We start from the raw sequence: 13264 nt of genomic DNA on the forward strand, positions 1-13264 counted from the left end.
GGCTCGGCGGCGGGGAACGCCTGACGAAAGGCGGTGCGGCAGGAGGAGACCGCGTCCGATCAGGACTGCGCGCGGCGGCGCCGGACCCCCACGATGAGCATCGCGATCATCATGAGGAACGCGATGGGCAGGCCCACCAGCGGCACGGCGAAGACGAACTGCCAGAACGGGCCGGCGTACTCGCGGATACCGAGCGCGGGGGCGACCAGGATCGCGAGGAACGCGAGGACCGTCACGACGATGATCGCGATGAACATGTAGGCGAGCGTGCGCTCCGCGCGTCCGACGCCCGCCGGCTCCTGTGGCTTCACCCGTCAAGGATAGGGCGGCCCCGGTCGACTAAACTGATGGCTGCTTCATTTCCAGGAGGGGTCTGCATGCCTACCGGCAAGGTCAAGTTCTACGACGAGGAGAAGGGCTTCGGCTTCATCAGCACTGATGACGGCCAGGAGGTCTTCCTGCACGCTTCCGCGCTGCCCTCCGGGACCGCGGTCAAGGCCGGCACCCGACTCGAGTTCGGCATCGCCGACGGCAAGCGCGGGGCGCAGGCGCTCTCGGCGCGCGTCCTCGACGCCCCGCCGAGCCTGGTGAAGCTCAACCGGAAGTCCGCGGACGACATGTCCGTGATCGTGGAGGACACGGTCAAGCTGCTCGACGGGATCGGCGCGGGGCTCAAGCGCGGCCGCTACCCCGACAAGGCGCACGGGCGCACGATCGCGGCGCTCCTGCGCCGGGTTGCGGACGAGCTGGATGCCTGACGCCGACGGCACGACCGACGAGCAGGGCCCGGTCGAGGAGACCGTCGCCGCTCCGACCCCGGAGGACGCTCGCGTGGAGCAGTCCTCGGGAGAGAGCGACTCCGGCGCCGAGCCTGACGCGACTCCCGCCGATTCTGACTCCTCCGCTGAGGACGCGCGCGGAGCCGACGAGGAGACCGACGCTGACCAGGCGGCTCCTGTCGACGAGGCTCCCTCCGGCGAGGGTGAGAGCGACGCGGCCCTCCCGGTGACCGAGGCTTCTGGCGAGGACTCCGCCTCTGCGGAGGAGACTCCTCCGGCCGACGACGTCGCCGCGGAGGCGGGAGTCTTCGGCTCGGGCACGGCTTCTGCTGCAGTGCCGGCTCCTGCTGAGAACGCGGCCACTGCTGACAACTCGACTCCTGCTGACGACGCGGGAACACCTGAGGACTCGGCTCCTGCTCAGGACCTGGCTCCTGCTGACGACTCGGCTCCTGCTGAGGATGCGACTTCTGCTGAGGATTCCGCCCTCGTCATGGACGAACCTTCCGAGGCCGATGGCGCACCGGCGGCGGACGCGACGTCAGCCGACGACGACGCTTCCACGGGGGAGGCGGACGAGGCCGCCGCGGACGAGGCTCCCGAGCCCGTCTACGAGGCGGACGCCGTGCTCGCGAGGTCTCTCGATGTCGCTCGCGCCGCGCTCGCCGAGATCGCCCCCGAGGGGACGATCGGCGAGCTGGTCACGACTCTGGCGCAGGGTGAGCACGTCGTGTCGCTGCAGTTCGCGAACCTCATGCGCGGGTACCCGGGTTGGCTGTGGACGGCGACGCTTTCCCGGATCGACGAGACCGAGGACGTGAACGTCCTGGAGGTCGAGCTGCTGCCGGGTGAGGGCGCGGTCCTCGCTCCGGACTGGGTGCCGTGGTCCGTGCGTCTCGCCGACTACCAGACCGCGCAGGACGCGCTCGGCGAGGAGGTCGAGGACGCGGACGACGACGAGCTCGAGGACGCCGAGGAAGACGACCTCGACGACGAGTCGGACGACGACTCCGACGAGGACGCGGGCGACGACGACGACTCGGATGACGACGACGACTCGGAGGACGATTCCGACGACCACGACTCGGACGACGAGGACTCGGACGAGGACGACTCCGACGACCCGGACGACGACCCAGACGACGAGGATTCCGATGACGTCGAGCCCGAACCCGCTCCCGCCCCGACCACCCGTCGCCGTCGCCGTCGCCGCTGATCCGGTCCGGCGCCGCCCGATGAGCATCGACTCCGACACCCGCATCGCTTATCCCGACGGCGCCGTGCGCTCCTCCGGGCGCGTGCAGCACGTGGGCCGGCTGCAGGACGGCCGCTGGGCGGTCGTCCTCGATGCGACCTCCGCTCACCCCGTCGACCCGACCTGGCCCGACCAGGGGCCCGACCGCGGCGCGCTGGTCGTGGCGGGGGAGCGGCATCCCCTCATCGACTGCCGCATCGGGGCGTGGCAGGGCGGCGAGCTGCACGTCGGCACGCGGCTCCCGGCGCGGCTCGGCACTCCGGAGTGGAGCTTCGTCGTCGTCCACATCGTCGACGACGCTTCCTCACTCCACGTGGACGACGAGGTCGACGTCGAGGTCGACGCGGAGCACCGGCACGAGCTCTCCCGTGGGCACACCGCCTGCCACCTCGCCTCCCTCGCCCTGAACGCCGCTCTGGCCTCGTTCTGGTCGAAGCCGGCGCGCACCGATGCTCTCGGGAACCCGGACTTCGACCAGGCGGCGATCCAGACCTCGCGGATCCGCGAGTCCGGCTCCACCGACGTCTACCGCCTCGGCAAGTCCCTCCGACGCAGCGGGATGGACACCGCCCGCCTGCTGGCGGAGATCCTCGAGGTGCAGGAGCGGGTGAACGCCCTCCTCGCCGAGTGGATCGCCTCGGACGCGGAGGTGCGCATCGAGCGCGACGACGACCTCCTCAGCACGCGGCGGACCTGGCGCTGCACCCTCCCCGCGGGGGACGCCGCGATCGCGTGCGGCGGCACCCACGTCGAGCGCCTCGGCGAGTTCACCGGCCTGCGCGTCCGTCTCGAGCCCGAGGCCGACGGCACCGGACTCCGGATGGAGACCGACGCGGTCTAGCGGCGGTTGCGGCTGTAGAACAGCCCGATCGTGCCGAGGACCAGTCCGATCACGACGGTCGACAGGACGACCGGCTCGATGACGGCTCCGACGGCCGTCGCCACGAGCACGGCCACGAGCGCGACCGCCCAGACGACGCACCCGACCAGCAGAGCCGTCGCGTCGTCGCTCGCGTAGGGCGGCGGCGCGGGCCGCCGCTCCTCCTCGCGCAACCACAGCCGCATGGCGTGCCTCAGACCGCCAGGCGCTCGAGGACGTGGTCGATGCAGCCGAGCAGCGAGCGGACGTCGTCCGGCTCGATCGCGACGAACGTCGCCACGCGCAGCTGGTTGCGGCCGAGCTTGCGGTACGGCTCCGTGTCGACGATCCCGTTCGCGCGGAGGATCTTCGCGACGAGAGCGGCATCGACGGAGGCGTCGAAGTCGACGGTCGCGACGACCTGGGAGCGGTGCTCGGGCACCTCGACGAACGGGGTGGCGAGGCTCGAGGCCTCGGCCCAGTCGTAGATCGCGGAGGAGGACTCGGCCGTGCGCGCCGACGCCCAGGCCAGGCCGCCCGAGGCGTTCATCCACTCGAGCTGCGACTCCATCAGCAGGAGGGTCGAGAGCGCCGGAGTGTTCAGCGTCTGGTTCAGGCGCGAGTTGTCGACGGCGTTCTTGAGGCTCAGGAACTCGGGGATGTAGCGGCCGCTCGCCGCGATGCGCTCGATCCGCTCGATGGCGGCGGGGGAGAAGAGACCGAACCAGAGTCCGCCGTCGGAGGCGAAGTTCTTCTGCGGGGCGAAGTAGTAGACGTCGGCCTCGGCGATGTCGACGTCGATGCCGCCCGCCGCGCTGGTGGCGTCGATGACGGTGAGCGCGCCCTCGTCGCCGCGGACCCGGCGGACCGGGGCCATCACTCCGGTGCTCGTCTCGTTGTGGGGCCACGCGTACACGTCGATCCCCTCGACGATCTCGACCTCGCTCCGGGACCCCGCGGGGGCGGAGACGACGTGGGCCGGCTCGAGGAACGGCGCGGAGGCGGCGGCCGCGAACTTCTGGCCGAACTCGCCGAACGTGAGGTTCTCGGCGCGGCGCTCGATGAGGGAGAAGGCGGCGGCGTCCCAGAAGGCGGTCGAGCCGCCGTTGCCCAGCAGGACCTCGTAGCCGTCGGGGATGCGGAACAGCGTGGCGAGGTGCTCGCGCACGCGCCCGACGAGGTCCTTGACGGGCGCCTGGCGGTGCGAGGTCCCGAGGAGGTGCGCGCCCTGCGTCGCGAGATGGGCGAGCTGGTCGTGCCGCACCTTGGACGGGCCGCAGCCGAACCGTCCGTCGTGGGGGAGCAGCTCGCGAGGAATGGTGAGGTCCGGCATGCGTTAATACTAGGGTTCCCGGCCCGCACCCCTCCTCCGAGCGACGGAGGCCTGCGTCGCGCCGCAGCGCCGATGCTGCGTCGTGGCGACCACTAGGGTGGAGCGCGCCGAGACGGGAAGGCTGAGATGACGGATCTGATCGACACCACCGAGATGTACCTGCGCACCATCCTCGAGCTCGAGGAGGAGAACATCATCCCGCTGCGCGCGCGCATCTCGGAGCGGCTCAGCCACTCCGGGCCGACCGTGTCGCAGACCGTCGGTCGCATGGAGCGCGACGGCCTCGTCGTCGTCTCGGGCGACCGCCACCTCGAGCTCACCTCCGACGGCCGCCGCAAGGCGATCCACGTCATGCGCAAGCACCGCCTCGCCGAGCGGCTCCTCCACGACGTCATCAAGCTCGACTGGGAGTTCGTGCACGAGGAGGCCTGCCGCTGGGAGCACGTGATGAGCGAGCAGGTCGAGCGCCGCCTCCTCGAGATGCTCGACCACCCGACCGAGTCACCCTACGGCAATCCGATCCCGGGCCTGGACGAGCTCGGCGACACCCCCGCCTCCCGCTTCGCCGACGGCGTCATCAGCCTGCCGCGCTTCGTCGCGGGGTCGAGCGAGCCCCGCCGCGGCGTCGTCCGGCGCCTCGGCGAGCCGGCGCAGGTCGATCCGGAGCTCCTTCTCCAGCTCAAGCAGGCCGGCGTCGTCCCCGGTGCCGAGGGCGAGTTCTCGGCCCTCAACGGCTACGTGCTCGCTCGCATCGACGGCGCCGAGGCGGGCATCGAGCTGCCGAACGAGGTCGCGGCGCACATCTTCCTCGTCGTCTGACCCGCGTCTCCCTGGGAGCGGCCCGTACGGGCCCTTACCGCATCCGGTGACCGGAGGCGAACGGGAGAGCGGTCTCTTCCCGCCGAGAAGGTGACAAATCGGTAACGGTCGCTTACGCTCTGTGGAGCCCTGCGGCCGAGCCTCGGTCCCAGGGCGCGGGATCCGACGCCCCCACACCCGTCTCGGATCCTGTGCACACCGATGCTTCGTGCATGAGACGGGACAGCTGCCTGGGCTGAGGGGACGTCGGAGGATCTCCCCCTTGCCCCAGAACCCCCTCACCCCGAACGAGGACGCCGGCTCACCCGACCGGTTCCGCTCCAACCACCCCGACCGCTCCGGCGACGCGACCTTCGAGAACCGGCCCCCGGTCATCCGCGCCCGGATCCACGGGGACGCACCCGTCTCCCGTCGCGCCGTTCCCGCAGCTCCTGCCCGCCGCGCGGACATCACCGACTTCGTGCCGTCGCCGGCCGGGACCCCGCGCAAGCGCCGAGGCCGTGTCGTCGGCAAGGTCGCGATGGTCGGCTTCGCCGGCGCGCTGGTCGCGACGATGGCGCTCCCCGCCTACGCCTTCACTCCGGGCAGCCAGGACGACGGCCTGTTCGCGGCATCGCGAGCCGACCTCCTCCGCCAGGGCTCCGCGCAGACCGTCGCCGTCGACGGCGGAGTGGTGCAGGCCGCGATCGCCCGCGACGGCTTCTCGGCCGAGGCGGCCCCCCCGCCGCCCGCACCCGAGCCCGAGCCCGTCGTGGTGGCCGAGCCCGTCGTCGACACGAGCGACGTCGCGGAGGCGCGCGCCGAGACCGCCGAGGAGTTCAACTCCTACTCCGGCGCCTCGGCCAGCGAGATCGCGGCCGCCGCCCCGACCACCAGCTACAGCCTCTCGGCGGTGTTCGACACAGCGATGCAGTACCAGGGCGTGCCCTACGTCTTCGGTGGAGCCGACCCGAGCGGCTTCGACTGCTCCGGCTTCGTGATGTACGTCTTCGCCCAGTACGGCATCTCGATGCCGCACTCGGCCGCGGGCCAGGGCGCCATGGGCACCTCCGTCTCGCTCGCCGACGCGCAGCCCGGCGACCTCGTCATCATGGACGGCCACGACGGCTTCTACGCCGGCAACGGCAACATCCTGCACGCACCCTACGAGGGCGCGAGCGTCCGCGTGCAGCCGCTGTGGACCTCCGACTACCGGATCGTGCGCATCAACGGCTGATCCGGTCGATCCGCTCGAGAGCCCGTCCCCTCCTGGAGGGCGCGGGCTCTCGTCGTCCCGCCGTGTGAACGCCGCGTGACGAATCCGGACCGACCCCTGGTGTTCCGGGCGTGAAGGGTTAACCTGAACCCCAGTCCGCTCGCGTGGCGAGCGGATCGATTCGTCGAGGGACGGAGTGCCGGGATGGCCGAGCGGAGCGGGCGCCACAGCGTGGGGCTGCGCTCGCGCGTGCGGCCGGCCGATTCGATACGCGCGCGGGTCCTCACCGCGGCGGTGCACTCCTCCGACACGCGGATACGACTCCACGTCATCGCGCGGCACTCCGCCGCGGCCTCGCAGGGCGCCGTCATCACGACGGCGCCCTTGCTCGTGGTCGCGGCGCCTTCGCGTGACGGCGTGCGACAGCACGGAGGTCACTGATGCGCACTCTGGTTCTCAACGCCGGCTACGAGCCGCTCGCGGTGGTGTCGTTCAAGCGGGCCCTGGTCCTGCTGATGACGGAGAAGGCGACCGTGATCGCCGCGGACGAGGGCAATCCGGTGCACAGCGCGCACGGCGACCACGTGCGGCCCTCGGTGATCGTGCTGACCCGGTACGTGCGCATCCCGAGCGGCCGGAGCGTGCCGGTGTCGCGCCGGGGCGTGCTCCGCCGGGACAACCACCGCTGCGGCTACTGCGGTCAGCACGCGGCGACGATCGACCACATCCAGCCCAAGTCGCGCGGGGGCCGGGACACGTGGGAGAACCTCGTCGCCTGCTGCCAGCGCTGCAACAACGTCAAGAGCGACCGCACCCCGCACGAGATGGGATGGCGTCTGCGCACCGTCCCCCGGATGCCGCGCGCCGGCTCCTGGCTCGTGCGCGGCGCGGAGCGGACGCAGCCCGACTGGGACGACTACCTGGCTCCCGCAGCCTGACGCTGCGGAGTCGGCATCGCCCCCGCGGATATCCGATGACGACGTTCCGCCGTTCGAGTGGACGCGGTGCGAGGGGCGGGCTCGGCAAGGCGGAGGAGGAAGCGATACCGGAGGTATCGCGCCTGACGACAACGCCGCTGAGGTCGTCCCTCGCGCCGCGTCATTCGTTGTCGTTGCCGGTGTTGGCGCTGGCGTTGCCGGAGCGCTCGCCGGCCCAGGTCCAGTTCGCGACCTCGGGGATGTCCTCGCCGTGCTCGCGGGTGTAGGCGCGGGCGCGGATGCGGGCGTCCTGCATCTCCTGGCGGAGACCGGCGGCGCGGGCGCCGAGGCCGGGGGTCCGGTCGATGACGTCGATCACCAGCGAGTAGCGGTCGAGGTCGTTGAGCATCACCATGTCGAAGGGAGTGGTGGTGGTGCCGTTCTCCTTGTACCCGCGCACGTGCAGGTTGCCGTGGCCGGTCCGCTTGTAGGTCAGGCGGTGGATGAGCCACGGATAGCCGTGGTAGGCGAACACGATCGGGCGGTCGGGAGTGAAGATGGCGTCGAACTCGCGGTCGGAGAGGCCGTGCGGGTGCTCCGACTCCGACATCAGGCGCATCAGATCGACCACGTTGACCGTGCGGATCGCGAGGTCCGGCAGCGTCTCGCGGAGGATGCTCACCGCCGCGAGGGTCTCGAGGGTCGGCACGTCGCCCGCGCAGGCGAGCACGACGTCCGGGGACTCGCCCTGCCGCTCGCTGCTCGCCCACTCCAGGATGCCGAGGCCCCGCGTGCAGTGCGCGACCGCCTCCGCCATCGTGAGCCACTGGGGCGAGGGCTGCTTGCCGGCGACGACCACGTTGACGTAGTCCACGCTCCGGAGGCAGTGGTCGTAGGTCGAGAGGAGCGTGTTCGCGTCGAAGGGCAGGTAGACGCGCACGACCTCGGGCTTCTTGTTGACGACGTGGTCGATGAAGCCCGGGTCCTGGTGGCTGAAGCCGTTGTGGTCCTGGCGCCAGACGTGGCTCGAGAGCAGGTAGTTGAGGCTCGCGATCGGGCGGCGCCACTCGATGTCGCGGGTGCCGTCCAGCCACTTCGCGTGCTGGTTGAACATCGAGTCGATGATGTGGATGAACGCCTCGTAGCAGGTGAAGAGCCCGTGGCGGCCGGTGAGCAGGTAGCCCTCCAGCCAGCCCTGGCACTGGTGCTCCGAGAGCACCTCCATGACCCGCCCGGCGCGGGCCAGGTGGTCGTCGAGGGGGCTGAGCTCGGCGTCCCACTGCTTGTCGGTGGCGGCGTAGACGGACTGCAGCCGGTTGCTCGCGACCTCGTCCGGCCCGAAGAGGCGGAAGTTGGTCGGGTTGGCGCGGATGACGTCGGCGAGCCATTCGCCGAGCACCTTCGTCGCCTCCGCGACGGTGCCACCCGGCTGCTCCACGACGACCTCGTAGCGGCGGAAGTCGGGCAGGTCGAGAGTCTGCCGCAGCAGCCCGCCGTTCGCGTGCGGGGTCGCGCTCATCCGCAGCTCGCCCTCGGGGGCCAGCGAGCGGACGCGGTCGACCACGCCGCCCTCCTCGGTGAAGAGCTCCTCGGGCCGGTAGGAGCGGAGCCAGTCCTCGAGGAGCCGGGTGTGCGCCTCCGTGTCGCGCGCGTTGGGCAGCGGGACCTGGTGCGAGCGGTAGGTGCCCTCCACCTGGACGCCGTCGATCTCGGTCGGACAGGTCCAGCCCTTCGGGGTCTTCAGCACGATCATCGGCCAGGCCGGGCGTGAGAGGTCGCCGGCGGCGGCGCGCTCCTTGATCGCCGCGATGCGGTCGAGCACCGTGTCCAGGACGTCGGCGAACCGCTCGTGCACGCGCATCGGGTCCTCGCCGTCGAAGCCGCCCTCGACGAGGAACGGCTCGTGGCCGTACCCGCGGAGGAGGCTGTCGAGCTCCTCCTGCGGGATGCGGGCGAGGACGGTCGGGTTCGCGATCTTCCAGCCGTTGAGGTGCAGGATCGGCAGGACGACGCCGTCGGTGAGCGGGTTCACGAACTTGTTGGAGTGCCAGCTGGTGGCGAGCGGGCCGGTCTCAGCCTCGCCGTCGCCGACGACCGCCGCGACCAGGAGGTCCGGGTTGTCGAAGGCCGCTCCGTACGCGTGGCTCAGCGCGTAGCCGAGCTCTCCGCCCTCGTGGATGCTGCCCGGAGTCTCGGGGGCGGCGTGGCTGGGGATGCCCCCGGGGAAGCTGAACTGGCGGAAGAGGCGGCGCAGCCCCTCCTCCGACTCGTCGATGTGGGAGTAGATCTCGCTGTAGGTGCCGTCGAGGTAGGCGTTGGCGACCATGCCCGGTCCGCCGTGGCCGGGACCGGTGATGTAGAGGGTCGGCTGGCGGCGCTCGCGGATCGCGCGGTTCAGGTGCGCGTAGATCAGGTTGAGGCCGGGGGTGGTGCCCCAGTGGCCGAGCAGGCGGGGCTTGATGTCCTCCCGGCTCAGCGGGGTCTTCAGGAGCGGGTTCGCGAGCAGGTAGATCTGCCCGACCGCGAGGTAGTTCGCGGCGCGCCACCAGGCGTCGACGGTGTCGAGAGTGTCCTGCGTCAGCTCGGCGTCGGCGGGTCGGGCGATCCAGCTGTGCTCGGGGACGGGCAGGAGGGACGGAGCGGGGGAGTCGGCCATGTGCCCACGCTGGCATCCGGACGCCCGGGGCGGAAGGGCCTTGCAAGCCCGGCTCCGGAGGGGGTCAGGCGCGCGGCGTCGCCCGGCGGAGGACCAGCGACCCGACCGCCGTCAGGAGCGCGGCGGGGACGAGGAGCAGAGCGGCGGCTCCGGCGGTGCCCGCGCTCTCGAGGACGTCCGCCACGACCGGCCGGCCCCCGGCGAGAGCGACGACGACGACCACCGCGAGTGCCGCCGCTCCGAGGGCGAGGAGGAAGGCCGTCACTCCGCGCTCCCGCCAGCGGAGGAAGACCGCTCCCGCTGCTCCCCCGAGGGCGAAGGCGGCGAGGAGCGAGCAGAGCAGGACGACGAAGCGCTCGTGCCACGGACCGTCGAGGGGGGAGGCGAGGAAGAGCGCGCCACCCAGCCACCAGCCCCCGGTCGCCTCCTCGAGCACCCCGAGGGCCACGACGATCGCGGACCAGAGCACGGACAGTGCCGCGAAGGCGAGGGCGCTGCCGAGGACGTGGTCGCGCCGGGTCGCTCCGTAGCTCAGCGCCAGCCCGAAGGTGGCGGTCGTGGCCTGGATGGAGCCGATGAAGAGGAAGACGACGATCAGCATCCCCGGCCCCACGAGCAGGATGCCCGAGTCGCCGCCGCCCCGCTCGGCCCCGATCCCGCGGAGGACGAGCCACCAGATCACGAGGTTGCCGGCGAGGACGGCGAGCAGGACGAGCAGCGGCCAGCCGAGGACCGTCCCGGGGTGGGCGAGGTGGAGCCTCAGGACGGAGAGGATCCTCCGCGGGGAGGCGGAGCGGCGGGCGGGGGCGGTCATGGTCGGTCCTCTCGGATCGGTGGCGGTGGTGTCAGCTGCTGCGCGGGGTGGCGCGGCGGAGGATCGCCCAGCCCGCGACTCCGGCGATCGCGGTCGGGATGAGCGAGAGGGCGTAGCCGCCCGCGTATCCGACGCTGCCGAAGAAGGAGCCGACGGCGGGCCAGTTCTCGGTGAGGGTGAGGAGGGTGATCACGGCCAGCAGGAGGGCGCCGAGGATCCCGAAGAAGAGCAGCATCCCGCGCTGGCGCCAGCGCACGTAGACCGCCGCCGTCGCCGCTCCGATGAAGAAGAAGAAGAGCAGGGCGCAGAGCACCGCGACGGCCTGCTCGCCCACGGAGTCCCCGCCGAAGTAGATCGAGCGGAAGAAGCTGCCGCCGAAGCCCCAGCCGTCGGTCGCGCGCTCCACGATCCCGAGGACCACGAAGACGCCGGTGTAGAAGACCGAGAGGGCGACGAAGGTGAGGGCCGTGCCGAGGGAGAAGTCGCGGCGGGTGGCACCGTAGCCGAGGGCGAGGCCGAAGGTGACGTTCACCGACTGGACGGCCACGACCATCATGTAGACGAAGAGGAAGAAGGACGCGCCGGAGTAGGCCATCCCCTCCTGCGCCTCGAGGCGCTCGCCGGAGTCGAGCCCGCGGAGGATCAGCCACCAGACGACCAGGTTGCCCGCCAGGATGACGGCCGTGATGATCAGCGGCGTGTAGAGGATCGTGGCGGGGTTCGCGAAGTGCAGGCGGACGATGCTGCCGAGGCGGCCGACGGCGGTGTCGTGGCGCGTGTGGGCGCCGGTGAGGGCGGTCATTCCGAGGCCTTCCCGGTGGTGAGCTGGACGACGAGCTGCTGGAGGGGGACGGACTCGAGCTCGAGCCCGTGGCGGGCGGCGGAGGCGCGGCCGGCGTCGTCGAGGCGGGGGAGCGTGGCAGAGGCGCGGCTGCCGAGAGCGGAGCGGGCGATGACCTCGCGGCCGGCGGTGAACGACTCGACGGCCTGCCGGGGTCCGATGACCGTTGCCGCAGCACCCCGCAGCTCCTCCGCGTCACTGTCGACGACGAGGCGGCCCTGATCGATGACGAGGACGTGCTCGAGCAGGCTGCTGACCTCGTCGATGAGGTGGGTGGAGAGGACGACCGTGCGCGGGTGCTCGGCGAAGTCCTGGAGGAGGCGGTCGTAGAACAGCTGCCGGGCGACGGCGTCCAGCCCCAGGTACGGCTCGTCGAAGAACGTGAGCGGGGCGCGGGAGGCGAGACCGACGATCACTCCGATCGCCGAGAGCTGTCCGCGGGAGAGCTTCTTGATCTTGCGGTCGACCGGGAGGCGGAAGTCCTCGACGAGCTCGCGGGCGAACGCCTCGTCCCAGCCGTCGAAGAACCAGGGAGCGCTGCGCAGGACGTGCTTCACCTTGAAGTCGTCCGGGTACTTCTGGCTCTCCTTGATGAAGCAGGTGCGGGAGAGGACGGCGGCGTTCTCCACAGGCGACTGCCCGAAGACGCGGATCTCGCCCGAACTGGCGAACTCCTGGCCGGTGAGCAGCGACATCAGCGTCGTCTTGCCCGCGCCGTTGCGGCCGAGGAGGCCGTGGATGCGGTTCTCCTCCAGCGCGAAGCCGATGCCGTCGACGGCGCGCATGCGTCCGTAGTGCTTGGTGAGGTCGTGGACCTCGATGACCGCGCTCATCGCGATCCCCCTTCTGTGATCATGTCGGCGAGCTGCTCGGTGCTGAGGCCGAGCTTGGCGGCCTCGGCGAGCAGCGGAGCGACGAACTGGTCGCGGAACTGCGTGCGGCGCTTCTCGACCAGCCGGTCGCGCGCCCCCTCGGCGACGAACATGCCGATCCCCCTCTTCTTGTAGAGCACCCCGTCGTCGACGAGCAGGTTCACGCCCTTGCCGGCGGTGGCCGGATTGATGCGGTGGAACGCGGCGAACTCGTTGGTCGACGGGACCTGCGACTCCTCCGGCAGCGCGCCGTCGATGATGTCGTTCTCGATCTGCTCGGCGATCTGCAGGAAGAGCGGGCGGGAGTCGTCCACGCGGGCTCCTTCGGTGCTGGGTTAGGTGGTTGGTTGGTATTGTAGCTAACCATGGAGCCTCAACGAGGCTGTGTCAAGAGGCGGGTGCCGCTCGGTCGGCGCGGGGAGGGCCGAGGCGCGCTTCGCGGGCGCTGTGATGGGGGCCGGTCGGCGCTTCGCGGGCGGCGGGGCCCGGCGGGTACACTGGCTCGGCCAGCCTCTGTAGCTCAATGGAAGAGCGACTCCGTCCTAAGGAGCAGGTTGGGGGTTCGAGTCCCTCCAGGGGCACCACGATCCGCGATCGGGATCAGTCCATCGGACGACCGCCGCCGTCGCTCCGTCTGACGCCACGGTCTGCCGCCGGCCCAGCACTCCGAGCTGTGCTGGTCGAGGCGCCGACGGTTCGAGTCCTCGGTGGTCCTGCCCGGGTGGGGACTCCTCGGCGGCAGGGACGCACGACCGAGGAGCTCCTTCGCGGGTTCTCGGCCGTCCTCGTCCTGAGCCTCTCCGTTCAGCGGAACGCGTTCGCGAAAAGCCGACTCGCGGGATTCAGCGCGCTGCTCGCGATAGCCGGTCGCATGGCGGCCGTCCGCAGGCGGTCGCTGTCGGAATTCGAGACCCCCTTCCTCGG

Annotated in this window: 14 protein-coding genes and 1 tRNA gene; 7 read left to right on the plus strand and 8 right to left on the minus strand. The window is 71.2% G+C overall.

Annotated features, from left to right (window positions below; genetic code table 11):
- Nucleotides 1–59: 59 nt before the first annotated feature.
- Nucleotides 60–311, minus strand: coding sequence for a hypothetical protein (locus C5B98_RS00090; protein WP_244229474.1), 252 nt, complete (start codon nucleotides 309–311; stop codon nucleotides 60–62).
- A gap of 66 nt (nucleotides 312–377) precedes the next feature.
- Here C5B98_RS00090 and C5B98_RS00095 point away from each other — a divergent pair, with 66 nt between their 5' ends.
- Genes C5B98_RS00095 through C5B98_RS00105 form a run of 3 tightly spaced genes read left to right on the plus strand, consistent with a single transcriptional unit; the run spans nucleotide 378 to nucleotide 2875 of the window.
- Complete coding sequence (locus C5B98_RS00095; protein ID WP_104224602.1) at nucleotides 378–758, plus strand: cold-shock protein; 381 nt, start codon at nucleotides 378–380, stop codon at nucleotides 756–758.
- On the plus strand, nucleotides 751–1995 hold the full coding sequence (locus C5B98_RS17170; protein ID WP_258063390.1) for a DUF3027 domain-containing protein: 1245 nt from the start codon (nucleotides 751–753) through the stop codon (nucleotides 1993–1995). Before C5B98_RS00095 ends, C5B98_RS17170 begins: the two co-directional genes overlap by 8 nt.
- The gene (locus tag C5B98_RS00105) at nucleotides 1934–2875 is read left to right on the plus strand and encodes a metal-dependent hydrolase (protein ID WP_258063391.1); all 942 of its coding nucleotides are present in this window, start codon (nucleotides 1934–1936) and stop codon (nucleotides 2873–2875) included. Before C5B98_RS17170 ends, C5B98_RS00105 begins: the two co-directional genes overlap by 62 nt.
- On the opposite strand, the gene C5B98_RS00110 is transcribed toward C5B98_RS00105, so the two are convergent.
- Together C5B98_RS00110 and serC are read right to left on the minus strand one after the other, a co-directional pair.
- Nucleotides 2872–3099, minus strand: coding sequence for a DUF2530 domain-containing protein (locus C5B98_RS00110; protein ID WP_104224604.1), 228 nt, complete (start codon nucleotides 3097–3099; stop codon nucleotides 2872–2874). The two genes, C5B98_RS00105 and C5B98_RS00110, sit on opposite strands and share 4 nt — an antisense overlap.
- A gap of 8 nt (nucleotides 3100–3107) precedes the next feature.
- The gene (serC, locus tag C5B98_RS00115) at nucleotides 3108–4226 is read right to left on the minus strand and encodes a phosphoserine transaminase (protein ID WP_104224605.1); all 1119 of its coding nucleotides are present in this window, start codon (nucleotides 4224–4226) and stop codon (nucleotides 3108–3110) included.
- A gap of 126 nt (nucleotides 4227–4352) precedes the next feature.
- Between serC and C5B98_RS00120 the strand changes: the two genes are divergently transcribed.
- From C5B98_RS00120 to C5B98_RS00135, 3 genes are all read left to right on the plus strand, one after another.
- Nucleotides 4353–5045, plus strand: coding sequence for a metal-dependent transcriptional regulator (locus C5B98_RS00120; RefSeq protein ID WP_104224606.1), 693 nt, complete (start codon nucleotides 4353–4355; stop codon nucleotides 5043–5045).
- Nucleotides 5046–5307: 262 nt separating this feature from the next.
- Nucleotides 5308–6261 (plus strand): C40 family peptidase, encoded by a 954-nt coding sequence (locus C5B98_RS16740; protein ID WP_258062354.1) that lies wholly within the window; start codon nucleotides 5308–5310, stop codon nucleotides 6259–6261.
- A gap of 419 nt (nucleotides 6262–6680) precedes the next feature.
- Complete coding sequence (locus tag C5B98_RS00135) at nucleotides 6681–7178, plus strand: HNH endonuclease (protein ID WP_104224608.1); 498 nt, start codon at nucleotides 6681–6683, stop codon at nucleotides 7176–7178.
- A gap of 160 nt (nucleotides 7179–7338) precedes the next feature.
- On the opposite strand, the gene C5B98_RS00140 is transcribed toward C5B98_RS00135, so the two are convergent.
- The 5 genes from C5B98_RS00140 to C5B98_RS00160 form a co-directional block, all read right to left on the minus strand.
- A complete protein-coding gene (locus C5B98_RS00140; RefSeq protein WP_104224609.1) occupies nucleotides 7339–9813 on the minus strand; it encodes a phosphoketolase in 2475 nt (824 codons plus the stop codon).
- Nucleotides 9814–9877: 64 nt separating this feature from the next.
- Nucleotides 9878–10627, minus strand: coding sequence for a hypothetical protein (locus tag C5B98_RS00145; protein ID WP_104224610.1), 750 nt, complete (start codon nucleotides 10625–10627; stop codon nucleotides 9878–9880).
- 31 nt (nucleotides 10628–10658) lie between these two features.
- Nucleotides 10659–11429: an ABC transporter permease gene (locus tag C5B98_RS00150; protein WP_104224611.1), complete on the minus strand. Its 771-nt coding sequence runs from the start codon at nucleotides 11427–11429 to the stop codon at nucleotides 10659–10661.
- Nucleotides 11426–12301, minus strand: coding sequence for an ABC transporter ATP-binding protein (locus C5B98_RS00155; RefSeq protein ID WP_104224612.1), 876 nt, complete (start codon nucleotides 12299–12301; stop codon nucleotides 11426–11428). The genes C5B98_RS00150 and C5B98_RS00155 overlap by 4 nt, the downstream gene beginning before the upstream one ends.
- A complete protein-coding gene (locus tag C5B98_RS00160; RefSeq protein WP_104224613.1) occupies nucleotides 12298–12654 on the minus strand; it encodes a GntR family transcriptional regulator in 357 nt (118 codons plus the stop codon). The genes C5B98_RS00155 and C5B98_RS00160 overlap by 4 nt, the downstream gene beginning before the upstream one ends.
- Nucleotides 12655–12849: 195 nt before the next feature.
- On the opposite strand from C5B98_RS00160, the gene C5B98_RS00165 reads away from it, so the two are divergent.
- Nucleotides 12850–12924: transfer RNA gene (locus tag C5B98_RS00165), tRNA-Arg, on the plus strand.
- Nucleotides 12925–13264 lie beyond the last annotated feature (340 nt).

Source organism: Rathayibacter sp. AY1A5 (assembly GCF_002930875.1).
Lineage (GTDB): Bacteria > Actinomycetota > Actinomycetes > Actinomycetales > Microbacteriaceae > Rathayibacter.

Bases quoted from the DNA above. Each gene is read 5' to 3' on its own strand.
- C5B98_RS00095 (WP_104224602.1), top strand. From the start codon at position 378: ATGCCTACCGGCAAGGTCAAGTTCTACGACGAGGAGAAGGGCTTCGGC.
- C5B98_RS00150 (WP_104224611.1), bottom strand. From the start codon at position 11,429: ATGACCGCCCTCACCGGCGCCCACACGCGCCACGACACCGCCGTCGGC.
- C5B98_RS00140 (WP_104224609.1), bottom strand. From the start codon at position 9,813: ATGGCCGACTCCCCCGCTCCGTCCCTCCTGCCCGTCCCCGAGCACAGC.
- C5B98_RS00110 (WP_104224604.1), bottom strand. From the start codon at position 3,099: ATGCGGCTGTGGTTGCGCGAGGAGGAGCGGCGGCCCGCGCCGCCGCCC.
- C5B98_RS00155 (WP_104224612.1), bottom strand. From the start codon at position 12,301: ATGAGCGCGGTCATCGAGGTCCACGACCTCACCAAGCACTACGGACGC.
- C5B98_RS00105 (WP_258063391.1), top strand. From the start codon at position 1,934: ATGACGTCGAGCCCGAACCCGCTCCCGCCCCGACCACCCGTCGCCGTC.
- C5B98_RS17170 (WP_258063390.1), top strand. From the start codon at position 751: ATGCCTGACGCCGACGGCACGACCGACGAGCAGGGCCCGGTCGAGGAG.
- C5B98_RS00120 (WP_104224606.1), top strand. From the start codon at position 4,353: ATGACGGATCTGATCGACACCACCGAGATGTACCTGCGCACCATCCTC.
- C5B98_RS00135 (WP_104224608.1), top strand. From the start codon at position 6,681: ATGCGCACTCTGGTTCTCAACGCCGGCTACGAGCCGCTCGCGGTGGTG.
- C5B98_RS00145 (WP_104224610.1), bottom strand. From the start codon at position 10,627: ATGACCGCCCCCGCCCGCCGCTCCGCCTCCCCGCGGAGGATCCTCTCC.
- serC (WP_104224605.1), bottom strand. From the start codon at position 4,226: ATGCCGGACCTCACCATTCCTCGCGAGCTGCTCCCCCACGACGGACGG.